The organism is Paenarthrobacter sp. RAF54_2 (genome assembly GCF_052113945.1).
Classification (GTDB): Bacteria; Actinomycetota; Actinomycetes; order Actinomycetales; family Micrococcaceae; genus Arthrobacter.
The window spans coordinates 73,496-94,272 of record NZ_JBFRDV010000019.1 but is presented as its reverse complement, the minus strand read 5'-3'; the positions used below and the strand labels follow the sequence as shown (position 1 = coordinate 94,272).

General features: G+C 62.2%; 21 protein-coding genes and 1 pseudogene. 4 read left to right on the top strand and 18 right to left on the bottom strand.

Annotated elements, in window-relative coordinates; genetic code table 11:
* Positions 1 to 2: 2 nt before the first annotated feature.
* Positions 3 to 437 (bottom strand): (deoxy)nucleoside triphosphate pyrophosphohydrolase, encoded by a 435-nt coding sequence (locus tag AB4Y87_RS18860; protein WP_442005813.1) that lies wholly within the window; start codon positions 435 to 437, stop codon positions 3 to 5.
* A gap of 132 nt (positions 438 to 569) precedes the next feature.
* On the opposite strand from AB4Y87_RS18860, the gene AB4Y87_RS18855 reads away from it, so the two are divergent.
* On the top strand, positions 570 to 1,781 hold the full coding sequence (locus AB4Y87_RS18855) for an MFS transporter (protein WP_442005812.1): 1,212 nt from the start codon (positions 570 to 572) through the stop codon (positions 1,779 to 1,781).
* A 106-nt stretch (positions 1,782 to 1,887) separates the two neighbouring features.
* On the opposite strand, the gene AB4Y87_RS18850 is transcribed toward AB4Y87_RS18855, so the two are convergent.
* From AB4Y87_RS18850 to infC, 5 genes are all read right to left on the bottom strand, one after another.
* Positions 1,888 to 2,805, bottom strand: coding sequence for a cation diffusion facilitator family transporter (locus AB4Y87_RS18850; protein WP_442005811.1), 918 nt, complete (start codon positions 2,803 to 2,805; stop codon positions 1,888 to 1,890).
* A gap of 91 nt (positions 2,806 to 2,896) precedes the next feature.
* Positions 2,897 to 3,817: a TrmH family RNA methyltransferase gene (locus AB4Y87_RS18845; RefSeq protein ID WP_442005810.1), complete on the bottom strand. Its 921-nt coding sequence runs from the start codon at positions 3,815 to 3,817 to the stop codon at positions 2,897 to 2,899.
* Positions 3,818 to 3,843: 26 nt separating this feature from the next.
* Complete coding sequence (gene rplT, locus AB4Y87_RS18840; RefSeq protein WP_431119525.1) at positions 3,844 to 4,524, bottom strand: 50S ribosomal protein L20, sunset domain variant; 681 nt, start codon at positions 4,522 to 4,524, stop codon at positions 3,844 to 3,846.
* 119 nt (positions 4,525 to 4,643) lie between these two features.
* The gene (gene rpmI, locus AB4Y87_RS18835) at positions 4,644 to 4,838 is read right to left on the bottom strand and encodes a 50S ribosomal protein L35 (RefSeq protein WP_059387794.1); all 195 of its coding nucleotides are present in this window, start codon (positions 4,836 to 4,838) and stop codon (positions 4,644 to 4,646) included.
* A gap of 119 nt (positions 4,839 to 4,957) precedes the next feature.
* Positions 4,958 to 6,022 carry a translation initiation factor IF-3 gene (gene infC / locus AB4Y87_RS18830; protein ID WP_442005809.1) on the bottom strand — a complete coding sequence of 355 codons (1,065 nt, stop codon included), beginning with the start codon at positions 6,020 to 6,022 and terminating at the stop codon, positions 4,958 to 4,960.
* A gap of 382 nt (positions 6,023 to 6,404) precedes the next feature.
* Between infC and AB4Y87_RS18825 the strand changes: the two are divergent.
* A pseudogene (locus tag AB4Y87_RS18825) lies at positions 6,405 to 6,794 on the top strand (DUF1844 domain-containing protein); the annotation flags it as partial.
* A 69-nt stretch (positions 6,795 to 6,863) separates the two neighbouring features.
* Here the strand turns inward: AB4Y87_RS18825 and AB4Y87_RS18820 are convergent.
* The 8 genes from AB4Y87_RS18820 to AB4Y87_RS18785 all read right to left on the bottom strand — a co-directional run bounded on the left by AB4Y87_RS18820 (position 6,864) and on the right by AB4Y87_RS18785 (position 13,023).
* Positions 6,864 to 8,168, bottom strand: coding sequence for an MFS transporter (locus AB4Y87_RS18820; protein WP_442005808.1), 1,305 nt, complete (start codon positions 8,166 to 8,168; stop codon positions 6,864 to 6,866).
* Between the two features lie 53 nt (positions 8,169 to 8,221).
* A complete protein-coding gene (locus AB4Y87_RS18815; RefSeq protein ID WP_442005807.1) occupies positions 8,222 to 9,100 on the bottom strand; it encodes an SseB family protein in 879 nt (292 codons plus the stop codon).
* On the bottom strand, positions 9,100 to 9,843 hold the full coding sequence (gene priA / locus AB4Y87_RS18810; protein ID WP_442005806.1) for a bifunctional 1-(5-phosphoribosyl)-5-((5-phosphoribosylamino)methylideneamino)imidazole-4-carboxamide isomerase/phosphoribosylanthranilate isomerase PriA: 744 nt from the start codon (positions 9,841 to 9,843) through the stop codon (positions 9,100 to 9,102). Before priA ends, AB4Y87_RS18815 begins: the two co-directional genes overlap by 1 nt.
* A 34-nt stretch (positions 9,844 to 9,877) precedes the next feature.
* Positions 9,878 to 10,036, bottom strand: coding sequence for a hypothetical protein (locus tag AB4Y87_RS18805; protein ID WP_216925244.1), 159 nt, complete (start codon positions 10,034 to 10,036; stop codon positions 9,878 to 9,880).
* The gene (hisH, locus tag AB4Y87_RS18800; protein WP_442005805.1) at positions 10,037 to 10,798 is read right to left on the bottom strand and encodes an imidazole glycerol phosphate synthase subunit HisH; all 762 of its coding nucleotides are present in this window, start codon (positions 10,796 to 10,798) and stop codon (positions 10,037 to 10,039) included.
* Complete coding sequence (gene hisB / locus AB4Y87_RS18795; RefSeq protein ID WP_216925246.1) at positions 10,795 to 11,421, bottom strand: imidazoleglycerol-phosphate dehydratase HisB; 627 nt, start codon at positions 11,419 to 11,421, stop codon at positions 10,795 to 10,797. The genes hisH and hisB overlap by 4 nt, the downstream gene beginning before the upstream one ends.
* A gap of 46 nt (positions 11,422 to 11,467) precedes the next feature.
* The gene (locus AB4Y87_RS18790) at positions 11,468 to 12,586 is read right to left on the bottom strand and encodes a histidinol-phosphate transaminase (RefSeq protein WP_442005804.1); all 1,119 of its coding nucleotides are present in this window, start codon (positions 12,584 to 12,586) and stop codon (positions 11,468 to 11,470) included.
* A 77-nt stretch (positions 12,587 to 12,663) separates the two neighbouring features.
* On the bottom strand, positions 12,664 to 13,023 hold the full coding sequence (locus tag AB4Y87_RS18785; RefSeq protein WP_442005803.1) for a LysM peptidoglycan-binding domain-containing protein: 360 nt from the start codon (positions 13,021 to 13,023) through the stop codon (positions 12,664 to 12,666).
* A 355-nt stretch (positions 13,024 to 13,378) separates the two neighbouring features.
* Between AB4Y87_RS18785 and lexA the strand changes: the two genes are divergently transcribed.
* A complete protein-coding gene (lexA, locus tag AB4Y87_RS18780; RefSeq protein WP_223936589.1) occupies positions 13,379 to 14,122 on the top strand; it encodes a transcriptional repressor LexA in 744 nt (247 codons plus the stop codon).
* A gap of 9 nt (positions 14,123 to 14,131) precedes the next feature.
* Here the strand turns inward: lexA and AB4Y87_RS18775 are convergent, their stop codons facing one another.
* Together AB4Y87_RS18775 and hflX are read right to left on the bottom strand one after the other, a co-directional pair.
* Positions 14,132 to 16,189 (bottom strand): ATP-dependent DNA helicase, encoded by a 2,058-nt coding sequence (locus AB4Y87_RS18775; protein ID WP_442005802.1) that lies wholly within the window; start codon positions 16,187 to 16,189, stop codon positions 14,132 to 14,134.
* Positions 16,182 to 17,744 carry a GTPase HflX gene (hflX, locus tag AB4Y87_RS18770; protein WP_442005801.1) on the bottom strand — a complete coding sequence of 521 codons (1,563 nt, stop codon included), beginning with the start codon at positions 17,742 to 17,744 and terminating at the stop codon, positions 16,182 to 16,184. The genes AB4Y87_RS18775 and hflX overlap by 8 nt, the downstream gene beginning before the upstream one ends.
* 497 nt (positions 17,745 to 18,241) lie before the next feature.
* Here hflX and AB4Y87_RS18765 point away from each other — a divergent pair, with 497 nt between their 5' ends.
* Positions 18,242 to 18,865, top strand: a complete 624-nt coding sequence (locus AB4Y87_RS18765) for a class I SAM-dependent methyltransferase (RefSeq protein ID WP_442005800.1) — start codon at positions 18,242 to 18,244, stop codon at positions 18,863 to 18,865.
* On the opposite strand, the gene dapF is transcribed toward AB4Y87_RS18765, so the two are convergent.
* The gene (gene dapF, locus AB4Y87_RS18760) at positions 18,837 to 19,805 is read right to left on the bottom strand and encodes a diaminopimelate epimerase (RefSeq protein WP_442005799.1); all 969 of its coding nucleotides are present in this window, start codon (positions 19,803 to 19,805) and stop codon (positions 18,837 to 18,839) included. The genes AB4Y87_RS18765 and dapF overlap by 29 nt on opposite strands.
* Positions 19,806 to 19,866: 61 nt before the next feature.
* Positions 19,867 to 20,772 carry a tRNA (adenosine(37)-N6)-dimethylallyltransferase MiaA gene (gene miaA / locus AB4Y87_RS18755; RefSeq protein ID WP_442005798.1) on the bottom strand — a complete coding sequence of 302 codons (906 nt, stop codon included), beginning with the start codon at positions 20,770 to 20,772 and terminating at the stop codon, positions 19,867 to 19,869.
* Positions 20,773 to 20,777: the final 5 nt, after the last annotated feature.

Below are 20,777 nucleotides of genomic sequence, written 5' to 3'. Positions count from 1 at the left end.
AGCTAGGCGCGTGCAGTCACGCGTTCCAGTAATGCCCGGACTATTGGGAAGTCCGCCGGGATCCAGGCAAGGCTAAGAGCTTCTTCCTCATCAACCAGTGATACCCAGCGCAATTCGTCGTGATCCTCCAGGGCACGGGGTGTGCCTTCAGCGAGTTCCGCCAACCACACGCGCATGGCCGCGCGCTCATTGAGGGGCCACCCCGCGGCCTCACCGGACTCCAGCTCCGCACCGAGACGAACTATAACTCCCAGCTCCTCCGCGAGCTCCCGATGAAGGGCTGCTTCGGCCGACTCACCCTCCTCTACTTTGCCGCCTGGAAATTCCCACATTCCGGCGAACTGCGGCGGCGCAGTGCGACGCGCTACAAGGAGTCGGGCCGGGGCGTCCAAGGAGTCGACGACGGCGGCGCCCACCACGTTTACCAGTCCAATCACTGAACCAGTCTATGTGCTGGGAATCATGGGGATCGTCACATAGCGACGTCAAGTCACGGTCACGGGACTAAGCTTGTTATCGGATTTTCTCCACCTTTTCCCAGCCCTCAAGGCACCTCACGAAGCAGGCTCATGACTATCACTGTGTCCCCACCGGCCGTCGCCAAAGCAGCAAGGCGCCACCTAGGTTTGGCCATCCTGGCGCTGGCCATGGGAGGGTTCGCCATCGGCACCACCGAGTTCGCCATGATGGGTCTTCTCAAGGAAATTGAGGAAGGACTGGGCATCAGCACTCCCGAGGCTGGCAACCTCATCTCCGCCTATGCCTTGGGCGTTGTCATTGGAGCGCCCATCTTCGCTGCCTTCGGAGCCAAACTTCCCAGGAAGCACCTGGCACTGGGGCTGATGCTGTTCCTTTCCATCGCCAACCTGACCTCTTTCATTGCTCCCGACTACGGTTTTATGCTGCTTTCGCGTTTCGGGTCCGGTCTGCCCCACGGCGCGTTCTTCGGTGTGGCTGCTGTCATCGCTGCGGGCTTGGTGGCACCCACCAAACGGGGCTGGGCCATCTCCATGGTGATGGCAGGCCTCACCGTCTCCAACGTCATCGGGGTGCCTCTGGCTACCTGGGTGGGGCAGACCTTCGGCTGGCGGCTTCTCTTCATCATCGTTGGGGCCATTGGCTTGCTTACTGTGTTCATGGTGTGGAAATTCGTCCCCTTCGAAGCAGCGCACCCCGAGGCGAGTATTCGACGCGAACTCGGCGCCCTCAAGCGGCTTCAGGTATGGCTTGCTTTGCTGATCGGCATCATAGGCTTTGGTGGGTTCTTCGCCGTCTACACCTACATCGCGCACACCATGACGGGCGTGGCAGGCATACCAGAAAGCCTCATTCCGGCAGTGGTGGCGTTATACGGGCTGGGGATGGTTGCGGGGAACATGATTGGCGGCCGCATTGCGGATAAGTCCGTCATGGGCACCATCTATTGGGTCATGCCGGGCATCGCCGCAGCATTGGTCGTTTACGCAGTCGCAGCGCACTGGGCTTGGTCCGCATTCATCATGGCCTTCGTCGTTGGCGGCATAGGCTCCATGCTCACGCCAGCGTTGCAGACCCGTCTCCTGGATGCCGCCCCGGGCGCTGCCTCGCTCGCTTCATCGCTGAACCACTCCGCCCTGAACATTGCCAACGCTCTGGGCGCCTTCCTCGGCGGGACCGTGATCGCTTGGGGCTGGGGCTACGTGGCTCCGGCCCTCGTGGGTGCTGTCCTCGCCATCCTCGGTCTGGGAGTTGCCATCATCAGCGGGCTGCTGGAACGCAGGAAGCCGCTGGCTACCTCATAAATCGCTAGAGCGTGATCCAACTGCTGGATGCTGCAACAAAAAAGGTGGGCTCCGCTATTTGACCAGTTCAAATAGCGGAGCCCACCTTTGTTTAATGCGGACCTGACTAGGCCTGGACGCGCTCAACATCAGGTTCAAGGTAAATGACCCGCGCGATCGGAACGGCTGCCCGGATCCGCTGTTCGGCGTCGTCAATCACCCGGGCAATTGCCTGACCGGTATCGGCGGCACCCATGGTGATCTTGGCAGCAACCAGCAGTTCTTCCGGCCCCAGGTGCATCGTCTTGAGATGGATGATCCTGGTGCCATCCGCCTGCAGTGCCTCGGTGATTCGTGCGACGTCGTCTTTGGTAGCCGACTCACCCAACAGAAGCGATTTGGTCTCGACCGCAAGGATGACAGCAATGGCGACCAACAGCAGGCCGATCATGGCCGTACCGAAGGCGTCCCAGACGCCATCACCGGTGACGAGGGTCATACTGACGCCGAAGAGCGCGAACGCCAAGCCCAGCAAGGCGCCAAAGTCTTCCAGAAGGATGACCGGCAGCTCGGGCTGCTTGGCGTTGCGGATGAACTTGGCCCACGTCTGCTTGCCACGGATATGGTTCGATTCCACAATGGCGGTTCGGAAGGAGAACGACTCGGCAACGATGGCACCAACCAGGACGGCCAACGGCACCCACCAGAAGTCGCCTTCGATGCCATGCGGGTGCTGGAACTTCTCCCACGCTTCGTACAGGGCAAAGAGGCCACCCACGCTGAACAAGACAATGGAGACGATGAACGCGTAGATGTACCGCTCGCGTCCGTAGCCGAAGGGGTGCTCGGGGCTTGCGGCACGCTGTGCGCGCTTGCCTCCTACCAGGAGAAGGATCTGGTTGCCGGAGTCGGCCACCGAGTGGATGGCCTCGGCGAGCATGGATGATGACAGTGTCAGGACGAATGCAACGAACTTCAGGACAGCGATGGTCAGGTTCGCGGCGAGGGCCGCCACGATCGCTTTGGTACCGCCACTTGCAGCCACGAAAGCTTCACCTCTTCGGTTTTGGGTAAGTATGGATTGTGCCAAGAAGAGTCGTCATCGTCTTATCTTGCAAGAAATACCGTACCGGGCGTCAGGCTATTTCTGCATTCCCGACCCGGGCGCCCTGCTGCGAACGGGCGCTTGCATAGAGGCAAACGGTGGCCGCTGTACCCAGATTCAAGCTCTCGGCAGCGCCATAAACAGGAACGGCTACGCGGTGATCCGCGAGTGCCAGTTCAGCATCGGAGAGCCCTTGGGCTTCGTTCCCGAACAACCAGGCTGTGGGTGCCTCAAGGGCATAATCCGAGGCAACGGAGTCATTTCCGAGCCTCCGGGCAGCATTCTCGTCCTGGAGCTGGTCCAGGTTTACTGTCCCATAGCCGTCGGCAGCCAGGACTCCTATCCCCTGTGCCCGGCAGCGCGCGACGAGATCTTCAACATCAGCCCCCAGTACTACTGGGAGGTGGAACAACGAACCGGCTGTGGACCTCACCGCCTTGGGGTTGTAAATGTCCACGCTGGAGCCCGTCAAGACCACGGCGTCGGCACCTGCAGCGTCGGCCGCCCGCAAAACGGTGCCTGCATTGCCGGGGTCCCGGACCTGGCACATGATCGCAATAAGGCGAGGACCGGCTTCGAGCACTGATTCGAGGCTGACATCCACAAAACTACACACGGCAACGATGCCCTGCGGATTGACAGTGTCCGCGATGGCGGCCAGGACGTCGTCGCTGGCCAGCCGAAGCTGCGTTCCTTCTGCAAGGTCTGCGAGTTCCGGGAGCCGCTCAAGGCATGCCTCGCTCGCAAAGACTTCATGCACGACGGCGGCACCGCCAGCCGCTGTGCGCTCCCGGTGAAGGGTCAAAGCCTCGCGAACCGCCTGTGGACCCTCAGCCAGGAAACGGCCGCGCTTAAAACGGGCCGGGCGCCCGGCAAGCTTGGCGACGTCCCTCACCCGATCTGCTCGGGGGTTGGTCATCGGAAAGTCTTGCGGGCGCCCGGTTTGGTTCATATAAAGAACTTTAGTGGCAGTTGCGACTAGTTCTTGATCTGCTGGCGGGCTTCGCCGCCGGCCGGCTCGAAGCCGGCAGCCTTTGCAGCCTCTACCGTGGAGAACCAGTATTCAGCAGCAGTGTTCTCGTACCAAGTGGAACCCGGTACGTGGTACTTCTTGGACTCGGCGTTGCCCTTGATGGCGTGGCCTTCAGGAGCACCTTCGCCCTCAACGGCAGCAATRGCGCCATCGATGGCCGGCTTCTCGGAGACAGAAGCCTTGACAGCCGTTGCGGTAGCAGCAGCCGGAGCAACCTTGGCAGCCTTCGGTGCGGCAACCTCGGCCTTGGCAGCCGGAGCAGACGTGTCGGCCGGGAGGGCAGCCTTGGCAATGTTCACCAGTGCGGCGAATGCGTTGGCGTCCGAAACAGCCAGTTCGGCCAGCATGCGGCGGTCAACCTCAACCTCAGCGGCCTTCAGGCCCTGGATCAGGCGGTTGTAGGTGAGGCCGTTGGCGCGGGATGCAGCGTTGATGCGCTGGATCCAGAGGCGACGGAAGTCGCCCTTCTTCTTGCGGCGGTCGCCGTAGCTGTACACAAACGAGTGCAGCAGCTGCTCTTTGGCCTTGCGGTACAGGCGCGAACGCTGACCGCGGTAACCCTTGGCGCGTTCGAGGATAACCCGGCGCTTCTTGTGGGCGTTTACCGCCCGCTTCACACGTGCCACGTGCGTACTCCTTCAGAAATCTTTATCCCAAGCTGCTACTGCCGGAAATCCGGCCGGCCTGAGAAGGCTTTTGGTGTAGTCGGCCGCTACCGGATGGCAGCAACCAAAGAACTTGGAACTTAGACGCCGAGCATCTTCTTGATGACCTTGGCATCGCCCTTGAAGACGATCTTGTCGCCGGCGAGGCGACGGGTCAGCGTGGAGGACTTGTGCTCCAGGTAGTGGCGGCGGTTGGCCTGCTGACGCTTCAGCTTGCCGGTGCCGGTCAGCTTGAAGCGCTTCTTAGCACCGCTGTGGGTCTTCATCTTCGGCATGGGAACCGATCTCCTTACGTGTCCACGGACAAAGTCCGCAGTTCTTTCGTGCAGCCGGCCTACAAGGGCCGGCGTGCTGGTTGCTTGCCGTTGGAGGCCAGGGCCTCCGCGGCGTTGAACTAGTTGGTCTTGCGTGATGCAGGCTTCGGCGCAGCCTTGGGGGCTGCGGGCCGAGCTGCCGGCTTGGGAGCTGCCGGCTTGGCGACGGGCTTCGGAGCCGAGGGAACTGCAGGCTTCGGGGCAGCAGCCGGAACAGCTGGCCTCGGAGCTGCCGGTGCGGGGGCGGCCTTGGGGGCCGGTGCTTTCTCCGCCGGTGCAGCCTTCACAGCCGGGGCTTTCTCAACCACGGGTGCTTCTTCGACTACCGGAGCCGCTTCAGCTACCGGCGCCTCTTCGACTACCGGAGCTTCCTCAACAACCGGCGCCTCTTCAACTACGGGTGCTTCCTCAACAACCGGAGCCTCTTCAGCTACGGGCGCTTCCTCAACAACCGGAGCCTCTTCGGCAATGGGTGTTTCAGCCTCGGGAGCCTCCACAGTTTCCTGCTTGGGCTCTTCTTCGGAAGCAAGCAGGCCTGCCGGAAGAAGGTCGCCCAGGGTCTGCGTCAGCGGAGCCTGGTCGCCCGTGGTGTCCACGCGTCCGGAGGCCTTGGCCTCGTTCTGTGCCTTGGCTTCGGCACGCTGGGCTGCACGCCGGGCTTCAGCCTTGGCTTCGGCCTTGTTCTTCAGCGGACCGATCACCATGACCATGTTGCGACCATCGATGCGTGGGCTGGACTCAACAATGCCAACCTCGGCGACGTCTTCAGCAAACTTCTGAAGCAGGCGGATGCCCATCTCCGGACGCTGCTGTTCGCGGCCACGGAACTGGATCATTGCCTTGACCTTGTCACCAGCGCCGAGGAAGCGAAGTGCATGTCCGCGCTTGGTTTCGTAGTCGTGCTTGTCGATCTTGAGGCGGAAACGGATTTCCTTCAGAACCGTGTTGGTCTGGTTCTTGCGGGCCTCACGCGCCTTCACGGCAGCTTCGTACTTGTACTTGCCGAAGTCCATCAACTTGCAAACAGGAGGCTTAGCCTGCGGGGCAACTTCAACGAGATCGAGATCGGATTCGGCAGCAAGACGCAGGGCGTCCTCGATGCGGACGATTCCTACCTGTTCGCCGGCAGGGCCGACCAGCCGCACCTCGGGGACGCGGATACGCTCATTGATTCTTGGCTCGCTAATGTTAAAGCTCCTGTGGTTGTGGTGAGTTTCACCGGCAAATAGAGAAGGCCTCCAATTGCTGGTGCAATCGAWGGCCTCAAGGATCGGGTGTGCTCCCTTGTAGAGAAGCACGCACTCCGGAGGCTGGGCCTCTGAGCGTCCGACCAGTACCCGGCAACCTCTTGTTCCGTGAAGGAATCCTGTTCCCCGAAGGGAAAACGGCTGACGCGGGTGGGAGAGAACTCCGCTTGCAAACTGAAAATCAATTCTACAGAAATAACCCGCCAAGCGCACATTGCACGGGGCGGGAGCATTTAATGCGAATAACGACTTCCAGTCGGTCTGTGACAAGCTTACCAGTATGAGCACTGAAGACAGCAATTCGCGCAACTCCTACTCCGAGGACACCGCCACAGTCCCCGCCGCCGATGCCGGGGTTTCCCAACAGATCCGCGACATCGCGGAAGTTGCGGCAGTAGAAGTCATCACCACCGGCGCGGTCCACCTGATGAGCGCCGCCGCTGTGAAGGTCGGCCTTGCCGATGACCCCAACGCAGAAGACCTCAAAGACCTTGACGAGGCCCGCAAGCTCATCACTGCATTGGCTGGCCTCGTAACGGCAGCTGCCCCCGAAATCGGTTCCCAGCATGCCGGGCCTTTGCGTGATGGACTGCGCTCCCTCCAGTTGGCTTTCCGCGAGGCAACGGCCCCAAGTACATACGACGGCGGCCCCGCCCACATGTGGTCGGGGCCGCCGTCGTCGTTAATGCCGCCGTCATCATACTGCTGCGGCATCACTGAAGATTTACCGTCGTTGGAGCTACACGCGGGCCCGGCGCCGCTTGGACATGAGGGCGAAGCCCGCGATGCAAAGTACGACCCCTGCGGTTCCGACGGAGGCAAAACCTCCGGACGGGCCCACAGTGTCAATAAATATCCCGGCAAGGGGCGCGCCGAAGGCAATGCCAGCCGTTAGCGCGGATCCGTACCACCCCATGGCCTCCCCGCGGCGTTCCTCATCCACGAGGTCCGCCACCTTCTCCGACGACGCCGACAACACCGGAGCGCAAAGAAGACCCGGGAGAATCGAGAGCAGGGCAAGCGTCCAGGTGTCGTGTGCGAAACCCATCGGGATGGTGAGCGCGGCCATGCCCAACAACAGCAGCATGGGAGAGACCGAACGGTTCATGGCTCCATAAATGAGTCCACCCACAACCGATGCCGCACACCAGAAGAAGAAGACGATGCCGATCTCGTTCTGGTGACCGCCGCGCTCCAACAGGCCAACGATACTGACGTCGGAGCCGCTAAGTACCATCCCCGATCCCGCAGCTACGGCGAAAAGGGCCGCAACGGAAACTGTAAACCAGGTGAAATTGCGGGCCACGCGATTCCGAAGGCCGGCTGTGCGGGACACGGCTGCCGGCGCCATTTCAGACGCCGCCTCCTGCACGTGACCTGGTGCGGAGGCCACCATGGCCGCCTCGGCAGCGGCAAGGTCGGCGGCAGCGCGTGCCGCAGATTCCTCCGGGGTGCAGTTGGGATCGCTGCGGGTGGGAGGGTTGAACCAGATCAAGAACAGGCCAGCCACGGAAACAGAGATGCCCACCGCGGTGAGTCCCACTGCCGAGAAGCCGCTCGTGGCGACGATCGCACCAACAGCCGGGCCGATCATGAACACGAGTTCAGTGGCTATGGAATCCAGCGCAAACGCCGAGCGTCGCTGGTCCCCGTCCACCATGACACCCAGCGATTGACGGACCACGCTGAAGATCGGCAACGTGAACAAGCCCCCCACGAAGACCAAGGGAAGCAACCAGGCGTACGGGACGTGCGGAACAATGGACCAAATGACTGTTTCCGAGATGACGGATGGGATCAGGGCCTTCCGCAGGCCCACCATGTCCACGCGCCGACCACGCCAAGGCGCCCCCACGGCAATGCCAATGGTCATGACGGCGGCAGCGGCGCCCGCGGCGGCATAGCCCTCCCCCAGCGTCAGGACAATGTGCAACGTCAGGAGCACGCCAGCCGCCGAATGTGGGATGCGGGCGATCATGCCCACCAGCAGGAGCCGCCGGACAGGGCGGATAGACAGCATCTCTTTGTAGAGAGCGAAGTTCACGGACTAATTCCTCTTGTTCCCCCGGGGCAGTCCCCGGTGGACGGGTACTGCCGCTAGTGCAGCCCAGGCTCCTGCGCCGCACGTTGCAGTTTTACTTCGATGGAGTCGACGCCCTCGGCAAACGATTCCAGCTGCGCCCACGCCTCATTCAGGTCAGCCACCAGCGACTGGACGGATACGGCGTCGAGTCCGTCCTCAAGGAACAGCACTATCCGCAGTTCCGGGCCAGCGCCTCCGCCTGGGACCGCCCGGCCATCCGCCGTCACGCAGGCGACGCCACCACCGGTCTGTGTTTTGACTCGGCGCACCGCCGGAAACGCCTCGGCCTGTGAAGCGAGAGCAGACTCCAGTTGATCATCAAGGTAAGACGGCGTCCAGTCCCGCTGCTGCGCCAACGCCCACATGGCTGGCCGCCGAACCACGAACGTGAACGCGGAACCGGGGTCCAGCACCAGCAATTGTGCGCCTTCGGAAACGGCCGAAAGGGCAGCCCTTGCCGCATAAACAGCTACCGGCCGGGCGTCCGCATGCCAGGCTTCAAGAGCAGCGGCCGTCGTGAACACGGGCATGGCCTTCCGACCATCAGGGGCCTTGAGTGTGACTAATGCCATATCGGCCTGCTTGTCCCCGTGCAGCCCATGAACACCTTCGGCTTCCTCGGCGAGCTGGGCTACCACGGGAACGAAGACCCGGGCGGTCGCGAGTGAAGCTACAACCTCCGCCTCACTGCCCGTCCCATTCAGCAGTGCAGCAACCGCAGCGAGGTAACCTGAATCCGCCGAACCGTCGTCGTCCTCGAAATTGTGGATCTTGGCATCGTCACCACTAAGGCTGCGGCCTTCCCAAGGTTGCCCCGCCGAGTCTGTAGCTCCGCCGGCGCCGGCCAAGGCAGCAGCAATATGGCCCGGAAGTTCGCGTCGTGATGCTGTCATCAGCGGCGGCCGGCTACGTCCAGGGCTTCGGGCAGAGTGAAAGCACCTGCGTACAGGGCTTTGCCAACAATCGCACCCTCGACGCCCAAGGGCACGAGCTCGCGAAGCACGCGCAGATCCTCGAGGCTGGAGATACCGCCTGAAGCGACTACGGGCTTGCCCGTTTTCTGCACCATCTGGCGCAGCAAGTCAACGTTCGGGCCCTGCAGCGTTCCGTCTTTGGTGACGTCGGTAACCACGTAGCGTGCGCAGCCGGCGTCCTCCAAGCGGGCAAGAACTTCCCAGAGGTCGCCGCCTTCTTTGGTCCAGCCGCGACCGGCCAGGGTGGTACCTCGGACATCGAGGCCGACGGCGATCTTGTCACCGAATCGGTCGATGGCGCGCCGTGTCCACTCAGGGTTCTCCAATGCTGCTGTACCGAGGTTAACCCGCTCCACGCCCAATTCCAGGGCGCGTTCCAGCGACTCGTCATCCCGCAGGCCGCCGGACAACTCAACCTTGACGTTGAGCTGGGACACGACCTCGCTGATGAGGTCCGCGTTGTTGCCACGGCCAAAAGCGGCGTCGAGGTCCACCATGTGCACCCACTCAGCACCGGCGTTCTGCCAGTTCAAGGCAGCTTCCAGAGGCGTGCCGTAGCTGGTTTCCGAGCCTGCCTCGCCTTGCAGCAGGCGGACTGCCTGGCCATCAACGATGTCGACGGCGGGGAGGAGTTCCAGAACGGACTGGGCTGAGGTGGTCATGTGTGTCCTAGGAGTTGATGGGGACGCGGGGCGTTCAGTTGCCTGGCAGCGTCAGGAGATAGGCGGCCAGCAGGGACATCCCCGCCAGCACGTAGAAAGAGACGGAAACCCACAGTGGCTTCTTCTGCTGGTGGAAAGAGATACCTCCACCCACCAGCACGCCGGCAAGGCCCATGAGCACTACCGACCACATTTAGGCTGCACCACGATCGTCCGCTGCCGGAGCCTGTGCCACCGTGGATCCAGGCTTGCGAAGGCCGTCCACCCAGTTGCGCAGGAGGCGCGCCCCGGCGTCTCCGGATTTCTCGGGGTGGAACTGGGTTGCGCACAGGGGGCCGTTTTCGACAGCGGCGATAAAGCGTGCACCGTGCTCGGACCAGGTCACCAGAGGTGGGGCCATCCGAGGCTGGACGACGTCGAAGTTCCACTCCTGCACGCCGTATGAGTGCACAAAGTAGAAGCGTTCCTGCTCAACGCCCGCGAAAAGCTTTGATCCTTCAGGGACGTCCACCGTGTTCCAACCCATGTGAGGAACCACAGGGGCGGGAAGGAGTTCAACCTTGCCCGGCCATTCGGCCATGCCCTCGGACTCGGTGCCGTGCTCGACTCCGGCTTCGAAGAGCACCTGCAGCCCAACGCAGATTGCCAGGACAGGCCGCCCACCTGCGACGCGGCGGCCGATCATGCGGATGGCATCGACGGCCTTGAGTTCCTTCATTACCGTTTCAAAGGCGCCGACGCCGGGGACCAGCAGCCCGTCGGCATTCAGCACATCCTCAGGCTTGGAGCTGAGAACCACTTCGGCGCCCGCACGCTCAAGGGCGCGAACAGCTGAACGGACGTTGCCCGAACCGTAGTCCAGCACGGTAACCGTGGGCTTACCTTCAGGGGACTCCGGCTTGAGGTTAGCCGAAGCGTCAGTAACCGCACCGTCCTTCAGGATTTGCCCGCTCATAGCGCCCCCTTGGTGGATGGAATGCCCTCGACACGGGGATCCGACTCCACTGCCGAGCGAAGAGCCCGCGCGAAGGCTTTGAACTGGGCCTCGACGATGTGGTGCGGATCGCGGCCTGCAAGGACGTTCATGTGCAGGCAGATACCGGCGTGCAACGTGATGGCTTCAAAGACGTGACGGGTCAGCGAACCCGTGAAGTGGCCACCGATGAGGTGGTACTCCTGCCCCGCGGGTTCTCCTCCGTGCACCAGATATGGGCGCCCCGAAACATCCACGACAGCGTGCGCCAAGGCTTCGTCCAATGGAACCGTAGCTTCGCCAAAGCGGCGGATTCCGGCTTTGTTGCCCAAGGCAGTACGCAAGACCTCACCAAAAGTAATGGCCACATCCTCCACGGTGTGGTGGGCATCGATGTGGGTGTCACCCGTGGCCTTGACGGTCATGTCGATCAGGGAGTGCTTGCACAACGCCGTCAGCATGTGGTCATAGAAGGGAACCGTGGTGCTGATGTCCGAGACACCGGTGCCATCCAGGTTGATCTCCACCAGGACGGAGGATTCGCTGGTGGTGCGCTCCATGCGCGCAGTGCGGTCAGCGGACGGCTTGGCGCCGGTTTCGCTCATTGGGACGTCCTTATACACGAAGAATGGGGTGGGTCTATTGACAAGTTTAGTTGGGCTGGGACGCAGGGCTGTCCAGAAGGGCTTCCAAGGCCTCAAGGAAGGCCGTTGTTTCCTTTTCTGTTCCTGCAGTCACCCGCAAGTGTCCGGGAATGCCGACGTCGCGGATCAGGACGCCCGCATCCAGCAAGCCCTGCCAGATCGCATGTGGGTTCGAAAGCCCACCGAAGAACACATAGTTCGAGTCCGAAGCCGCCGGCTTGAGTCCCATTCGGAGGAGCTCGGTCACAATCCGGTCCCGTTGGACCTTGATGTCCTCGACGTCGGCCATGAGCGCTTCGCGGTGGTTGAGGGCAGCCAGGGCCGTGGCTTGCGTGACCGCTGAGAGGTGGTAAGGCAGCCGGACGAGCCTGATGGCGTCAGCAACCTCAGGTGCGGCAGCCATGTAGCCCAGGCGCGCACCTGCCAGGGCAAAGGCCTTGCTCATGGTGCGCGAGACGATCAAACGCTCCCGCCCGGGAAGCAGCGTCAGCGCGCTGGGCGTGTTCTCGTGCGCGAACTCGTGGTAGGCCTCATCCACGATGACGATAGCCTGGCTGGCCTCGCCGGCTTCATACACGGCTTCGACCACATCCAGGCCGAGACCCGTTCCCGTGGGGTTGTTCGGAGAGCACAGGAACACGATATTCGCGCCAGTCTCCTTCACCTGGGCAGCAGCGGAAGCCGCATCCAGGCCATAGTCATCAGCTCGCACTCCACGGACGTACTCAGTGTCCGTGCCACTGGCGAGCAGCGGGTACATGGAATACGTGGGAGGGAAGCCCAATGCCTTGCGCCCCGGACCTCCGAAGGCCTGCAGAATCTGCTGCAGGACCTCGTTGGAGCCGTTGGCCGCCCAGATGTTGTCCGCGGAAAGCCCGTGACCGAGGTAATCGGCGAGGGATTCACGAAGTTCGGTGAACTCGCGGTCAGGGTATCGGTTCAGGCCCATGGCCGCGGCCGCAACGGCCTCGGTAATGGCCGCTTGCACATCGGCCGGCACGCCATGGGTGTTCTCGTTGACGTTGAGCAAAATGGGGACATCAAGCTGCGGCGCGCCATAGGGGCTCAGTCCACGCAGGTTGGTCCGGAGGGGAAGTCGGTCAAGTCGCTCAAGCTGGTCACTCACCAAGACAGTTTAAGGTGCCGGTGCGACTGCAGAGTAACTGTGACGCCAGGGACGCCCACTCACGGCCGTCTGGCTACTCAATTGGCGGGAACGAACAGTTGCTGGCCGGGTTGGATGCGTCCTCCGCGGAGATCGTTCAACTGGATGATTTCTGCGATGACATCACGCGGGTCCCGCTCCGGCGCGGCCGCACCGGCGATGCCCCACAGTGACTGCCCGGGCTGGACAGTAACCGTGACGGCCACCGGCGGCTGCAGTTGGGACTGGGAATCCGAAGCCTTGGCCGGAGAGTTGATGAAGCCGGCAAGGCTCAGCAGCGCGGCAAGCAGCAGCATGGCGGGGATGCCGAAGAACACGATCCTGCCGCGCCGGGTAAGCCGGAGACGCGTAGGCGCCGGGGTGTTGCGGAATTCGTGGAACGTAGAGATTGCGGACATGAGCTGAGCCCTTCTGAGCGATTGCCTGCATCGGATGCCCGTTGCCGGCTGCCAATTCCTTGTGTTCGTTGGACCCGCCTCGGATATTCGAACACTTTCTTCGAACATCCGAGCCAGGTTCAACTTTTATAGAACACATATTCGAACCTTGCTATGACATTTTTAGCACTTATCAACGAACGGTGTCGAGACTCGCTAGAACGAATGTTTGATAAACGCCTGTGCCTGGCCTAGGTTTGAGTGAAGAAACAGGCACTGTTTCAGTGGAACAGGAGGGTCTGACATTTTTTCAGATCCAACATCCCCGGGCACACTTCAGACCGTGACCGGGCGGAACAGAAGGGCATTGGCGAACATGGCAGCGAAAGCCACCGGCGGCGGGGTACCCCTGCGGAGCCAGCAGCCTCAAAAGAGTCCCAAAAGCCTGACTGTCCGGCAGAAGAAAATCCTGGAAACTATCCAGCGGTCCGTCAATGACAACGGCTATCCGCCCAGCATGCGCGAAATTGGTGACACCGTTGGTCTGGCGAGCCTGTCCAGCGTCACCCATCAGCTCTCCCAGTTGGAGAAGCTCGGCTACCTGCGCAGAGATCCCAAGCGCCCCCGCGCCATGGAAGTCCTCATGCCTTTGACCCTTGACGGCGGGACAATTCCCGGAGTCGAAGCAGCTACCACACTGCGTAGCGCAGGTGGACTCGCCGTGACGGAGTTGGCCAGTGCCAGCGACACCGCCATGGTGCCCCTGGTGGGACGCATCGCGGCCGGTGGCCCCATCCTCGCAGACCAGACTATTGAGGACGTCCTGCCCCTGCCCCGGCAACTGGTGGGCCACGGCGAACTGTTCATGCTGAAGGTCGCTGGTGACTCAATGATCGACGCCGCAATTTGTGACGGTGACTGGGTAGTTGTCCGGCGCCAGAATGACGCCATCAACGGTGACATCGTGGCAGCACTCCTGGATGACGAAGCCACGGTAAAAACCTTCCGCCAGCGGGACGGCCACACGTGGCTGCTCCCCCAGAACACGCAGTACGAACCGATACTGGGAGACCAAGCCACCATTATGGGCAAGGTCGTTTCGGTCCTGCGCTCCCTCTAAGGCGTTCGCCTACGTTTTCTTCCCGCTCAAGCGTTCCAGGACGCCGCGCACAACATTACGATCCGTCGTTGCCCAGAAGGGTGGCAAAGCGGCACGCAGGAACCCGCCGTACCTTTCGGTGGATAGCCGTGAGTCCAGGACGGCGACCACGCCTTTATCGCCGGTAGAACGGATGAGGCGTCCTGCTCCCTGAGCCAGACGAATTGCCGCGTGCGTAGCTGACACCGCCATGAACCCGTTGCCCCCAGATTGCGCAACGGCCCGCGAGCGAGCAGTCATCAGCGGATCATCGGGCCGGGGGAACGGAATGCGGTCAATCACCACAAGGCGGCATGAACCGCCAGGGACGTCGACGCCCTGCCACAGGGACATGGTGCCGAAGAGGCAGGTGTCCGGTTCATCGGCAAACTGCTTCACCAGTGCTGCCATAGTGGATTCGCCCTGGCAGAGGATGTCCACATCCAGACGTGGGCGCATCGCCTCTGCGGCTTCCTCGGCCGCCCGACGTGAGGAGAACAGGCACAGTGCTCCCCCGCCGGATGCACGGATGAGGTCTTCTAGCTCATCGAGGGCTTCAGGAGAAGTGCCCCTGCCGGGCTTGGGCAGGTGCTTGGCCACGTAAAGGACGCCCTGCTTCGGATAATCAAAAGGCGATCCGACGTCCAACCCAGTCCAGCTCGGTGCACCCTCTCCAATCAGCCCCAGGCCACCGGCGGCAGGCTCAAAGGCGGATCCAATAGCGAGCGTGGCAGAAGTAAGCACCACTGTGTGCCCTGCGAAAAGGCCTTCCCGCAGCCGGCCGGCAACGCTAAGCGGAGCGATGTTGATCAGTGCGGGAGCGGTCTCATCCGGCGGGGAGTACCCCTGCTGGGGATCGAAGGTGCTGTTCCTGGAGAACCACACCACTTCGCGGTTCTCCTTGGCTGCGAGCATCCGCTCGCACAGTTCCAGAATGAGCATGAGCCGTGAGCGCGCAAGCTGCCGGCCGCCGTCGACCGCGTTTGAAGAGTCAGTCTTCGAGTCAGACAACGCAGCGCGTGTGGCATCACGCAGTTGGTCCAGGCAGTCCAGTTGTTCGTCGTTGAGCCCGTTGGGCAGCAGTCCGTTGGGGACTCCGGCAATGGCCATGTCCAGTCGGTCGGCTGCCGCGTTCAGGGCGTCTACGGTAATGGCGGTGTGCTTACGCGCGCTCGAAGCCGCAGCATGCACCATTGCTACGGACAGCTGGCCCGTGACGGCCCCCGTGACCCTGTCCTGCAGCTCATGAGCTTCATCAACCACAACGACGTCGTACTCGGGCAGTACAGCAAGCCCTTCGAAGGCACTGACGGCAAGCATGGCATGGTTGGTGACCACGACGTCCGCCTCAGCCGCCCGGGCCCGCGCCTGCTCGCTGAAGCATTCCTCAGCGAGCGGGCACTTTTGCGCTCCGAGGCACTCCATGGACGTCACGGAGACCTGCCTCCAGGCGCGGTCGGTAACGCCCGGCATCAGTTCATCGCGGTCGCCCGTGGCCGTCTTTTCGGCCCATTCACGGAGCCGGATGACTTCCTTGCCCAATTGCGACGACGGGCCGCCAACCGCTGCTGCGAAATGCGGCACGCTGGTGTCCTCACCCAGGGAAAAAAGTTGGCCCTCTGACGGTTCTTCACTGGGGAAGCCACCCTCCAGCTTTTGCAGGCAAACATAGTTTGCCCGGCCCTTGACGAGCGCCACGTTCACGGGACGCTCGAGGGCCGGGCTTATCGTCTCCAACAGCCGGGGCAGGTCCCGGCCCACAATCTGTGTTTGCAGGGCCAAGGTAGCGGTGGACACAAGCGTCGGTTTGTCGCTGTCCATGGAATGGGCGATCAACGGAATCAGGTAAGCCAAGGACTTACCCGTTCCCGTTCCGGCCTGGACCAGCAGATGTTCACCGGACTCGATGGCCCTGGTGACTTGCCTTGCCATCTCGTGCTGGCCTGAACGGCTTTGACCGCCCATCCCGTCAACAGCTTTGTCCAACAGCTCGAGGGTGAACTTCTCCCCCACTGACTCGACGACGTCCGCCGCGACCTTCTCAACCATTGCTGACGAATGACTCCAGCTCGGCGGCCAATCCTTCACGAACCATGGCCACCACGCGGGTTCCGTTTTCCTCGTGCTCGAGGCTCAGGATTTCCGAATCGGAGTTGTGCAGCTTGTTGACCATGTCACCACGGTCATACGGGATGAGGACCTCGAGGCGGACTCCCGGCCGGGGAATCGACCGGCTGATCTCTTCCAGGAGTTCAGGTATGCCCTGGCCCGTGCGGGTGGAAACCACGGCGTGCCGCGGCTCTTTCTGCTTCAGGCGTTCCACGACGAAAGGATCCGCTACGTCCACCTTGTTCAGGACGATGATTTCCGGAACCTTGCGGGCGTCAACCTCGGTGAACACAGCACGCACCGCCGCGATTTGCCCTTCCGGGTCCGGGTGGGAGGCATCCACGACATGCAGGATCAGGTCTGCGTCCGCTACTTCTTCCAGTGTGGAGCGGAAGGCTTCCACCAGCTGCGTAGGCAGCGAGCGGACGAATCCAACGGTGTCAGCCAGCGTGTAGCCGATGCCATCCGGGGTCTGTGCCTTCCTGACGGTCGGGTCCAGGGTGGCGAACAGGGCGTTTTCCACCAGCACCCCAGCATCGGTCAGCCGGTTCAGGAGCGAAGACTTTCCAGCGTTGGTATAGCCGGCGATTGCGACCGAGGGTACGGCATTACGACGGCGGTTGGCCCGCTTGGTCTCGCGCGCCGGCTTCATCGCGGCGATCTCCCGACGCAGCTTGGCCATGCGCGTCCGGATCCTTCGGCGGTCAAGCTCGATCTTTGTTTCACCTGGACCACGCGAACCCATACCGGCACCGGCTCCACCCACTTGGCCACCGGCCTGGCGGGACATGGAGTCACCCCAACCACGAAGCCTGGGAAGCAGGTACTCCAGCTGTGCGAGTTCAACCTGTGCCTTACCTTCGCGACTCTTGGCATGCTGCGCGAAGATATCCAGGATCAGCGTGGTCCTGTCCACCACCTTGACCTTGACGATGTCCTCAAGTCCGCGTCGCTGCGAGGGGGAAAGCTCGGTGTCGACCACCACGGTATCGGCGCCAGTGGCGGCCACGATGTCCTTGAGTTCCTGGGCCTTGCCCGATCCGAGGAACGTGCCGGGGTCCGGCTTTGTGCGCCGCTGAACCAGGCCGTCTAGGACCTCGGATCCTGCTGTCTCTGCCAATGCTGCGAGTTCGCGAAGCGAATTCTCGGCGTCAGCCAAAGTGCCTTCTGTCCACAGGCCAGCCAGGACAACGCGCTCCAGGCGCAGCTGCCGGTACTCAACCTCTGTGACGTCTTCGAGTTCGGTGGAAAGGCCCGCGGTGCGGCGGAGCGCACGTCGGTCCGCCAGGTCTTCCTGGTCGCCGTCGTAAATGCTGTGTTCGTGGTCAAGCGTGGAGATCGCTTGTGCCCTGCCGAAAACACCTTTGGCATCATTGTCATCGGATGCCTGTGCGGGTACATCCTTGGAAAGAATCCGGTCAATGACGGCCTGGATTTGTTCAGGACTCATGTCCTGGGCGTCGGAATCGGATCCGGAGTGCTTCTGGGTGGTCATGGTCTCCTTAGACTGTTCGGCATATCCAGAATAGTGCTGTTTTGCGTCCAATGGGACGGTATTCGCGGTGGGCTGACGAGCTTCGGCCATATAGGGCCTCCTGTGGTGCTTGGATCGAGCGGGTTGGTCCGCGGGAGGTCCTGTCCTGCAGGAGAATTCATCGCCAAACCCATAAACCAAGAGCTAACAGCAGATGGCAGGGCCACTGCTTTCGCGACAGCTGGGGTGGGACATGTTCTACTGAGCAACGGCGATCAACCAACAACGGGCGATTGCGGAGTCTGCCGGACGGAACCTGCGGGCGGAATGGCCATGAGCTGGGCTGATACGCCAAGCGGGCCTGCATCGCGGGCAGGTGCCTTGCCGACGTGAAAGGGTCGGCTCGGGCTGATTACTCAAAGATCAAGAACATGCCTTCCACATTAGCAGCACTGTCAAACTGTCCCGGCCCGAGGGCAGTTTCCCAAGCCGCCGATAGCCAACTAATCTGGCAAATTATGGAGTCTGCACACTATTTCAGCGCCCAACCGGCCGGTCCGTTCACCCGCAAGCCCCTCACTGTGGAACTGGCTGGAGCTACCCGTCATGTGCAGACGTCGTCGGGCATCTTCAGCCCCGACGGTGTGGACAAGGGCACCAAGGTACTTTTGGCCGAGGTTCCACCGCCTTCGCCCCGGGGCAACCTGCTGGATATTGGGTGCGGTTGGGGTCCTGTCGCCCTCACGATGGGGCTCATGGCGCCCCTGGCACAGGTCTACGCCGTGGATGTCAACGAGCGCTGCATCGCGTTGACCAACGAGAACGCGGCTGCCCTGGGCTTGAACAACGTGAAGGCCAGCCTCCCGGATGAGGTAGACCCCGGCGTCGAATTCGACACGATCTGGTCCAACCCGCCTATCCGCATCGGCAAGGACGAACTACACTCGCTGCTCCTGACGTGGCTGCCCCGGCTGGCACCTGGCGGCAACGCGTGGATGGTGGTTCAGAAGAACCTGGGCTCGGACTCCCTCCAACGCTGGCTGGCCAACGAACTGGACAAGTCCTTCACGGTTTCCCGCGAGAGCACTTCGAAGTCTTTCAGGATCCTTCGCGTCAGGAAAGCATCCCACCAGCCACAATGACTGCGGGGCCGCTGAGCTCAACGTGTTCCCGGCCATCCTCACCCGGGAAGAACTTCACGTCCACCACGCCACCGGGAACGTTGACGTGCCAAGAGTTGGGGGCGCTGCTGCCAGCCCAATGACGGATCGCGACGGCGGCGGCACAAGCCCCGGTGCCACACGATTGGGTTTCGCCGACTCCACGCTCGTGGACGCGCATGGTGATGGTTCCCACGCCGTCGTGAACCAGCGGCTCTGCGGGTACTACAAACTCGACGTTGGTGCCGTTTGCAGGCTTGGGATCCACTGCTGGAGCGGTGAATAATTTCGTAGCGGAGAGTTCGCTGAGCTCGGCAAGCGCAACCACAGTGTGCGGGTTGCCCATGCTGACGGAGAGGCCGGGCCTGGCCACTTCCAGGCCGTCTGCGCTGACCAAGGCATCCATGGCTTTGCTTTGTGCTTCTGCAGGGAAAATGAATTCCCAAGGGCCCATATCCACGGCGTAGCCGTCGGCCGTGCGCACAATCTTCTTAATCCCGCCACGTGTTCCGATGGTCAAGGACTGACCCGGACCAAGCTCTACCAGGCCTTCGGCAATCAGGAAATGCACGAAGACGCGGACGCCGTTGCCGCACATCTCCGACAACGAGCCATCGCCGTTACGGTAGTCCATGAACCATTCCGCAGAGGCGTCCTGCTCGAGCAGGACGCGGCCTTCGGGCAGATACCGCGAAGGAACAGCACGGATAAGACCGTCGCCACCTATCCCCCGATGCCTGTCGCACAGCTGTGCTACTTGCTCGGGAGAGATCTCGTGGACATCACCGGGATCAGCAATCAGGACGAAATCATTGCCCGTTCCATGGCCCTTGGAAAACGCCAAGCCGGAAAGGCTGGCAGTGGGCACGGGGGCGCCGGCAGCGGCGGACTGCTGGGCGGGAACTGCGGCGGTTTGATCCATGGGACTAGGCTACCCGCCGGGCAGGTTCGGCCAGAAATTGCTGTAGTGAGCGCCAGCCCGGCTAGGCCAGCGCGACTGCTTTGGACACGAGCTCCGAATCCTGCCAATCGAGCCACGCGATCCGCGGATCGGCCCGAAACCACGTCAATTGTCGCCGGGCGAACTGCCTCGTGGCCACAATGGTTTCTTCAGCTGCCTCCGGGACGCTGACTTCGGCGTCGAGCACCCTGAGGAACTGTGCATATCCCAGTGCACGCGAGGCTGTCTTGCCGCGTCGCAGGCCAGCCGCATCAAGCCGTTCCACTTCCTGCAGCAACCCCGCATCCACCATCCGGTGTACGCGGATCGCCAGCCGCTCCCGCAGGACCTCGCGGTCCACAGACAGGCCAATCTGCAGGGCCGGCTGGAAGTACTCGCGTTGTGGCATGAACGAGCTGAACGGGCGTCCTGTCATTCCGTAAACCTCCAGGGCCCTGATCACCCGCCGGGCATCCCCCAGACGGCCTGCCGAGACGGGATCCACCTTTTCAAGCCGGGCCCGCAACGGCGCCAGACCGAAGGTTTCCCATTCGTCCTCAAGCCGTTTTCGCAAGTCGGGGTCCCTGCCGGGGAACTCCAGTACATCCAGGGCGGCCCGCACGTAGAGGCCAGAGCCGCCCACCATGATGGCCCGCTTGCCCCGGGCGTGGATGTCATTGATGACGGCGCGGCATTCCGCTTGGAAGTCCGCCACGCTGGCTTCCTCCGTGACGTCCTTTGTGTCCAGCAGATGATGTGGCACGCCCTTGCGTTCGTCCACAGTGATCTTGGCCGTACCTATGTCCATGCCGCGATAGAACTGCAGGGCGTCAGCGTTGATGACCTCGCCATTGAGTGCAAGGGCCAGCTCGACGGCCAGGTCCGATTTACCGGACCCGGTTGGCCCGACGACGGCAATCACCGGCGGCGCGGCATGGGAGAGGGCCATTCGAT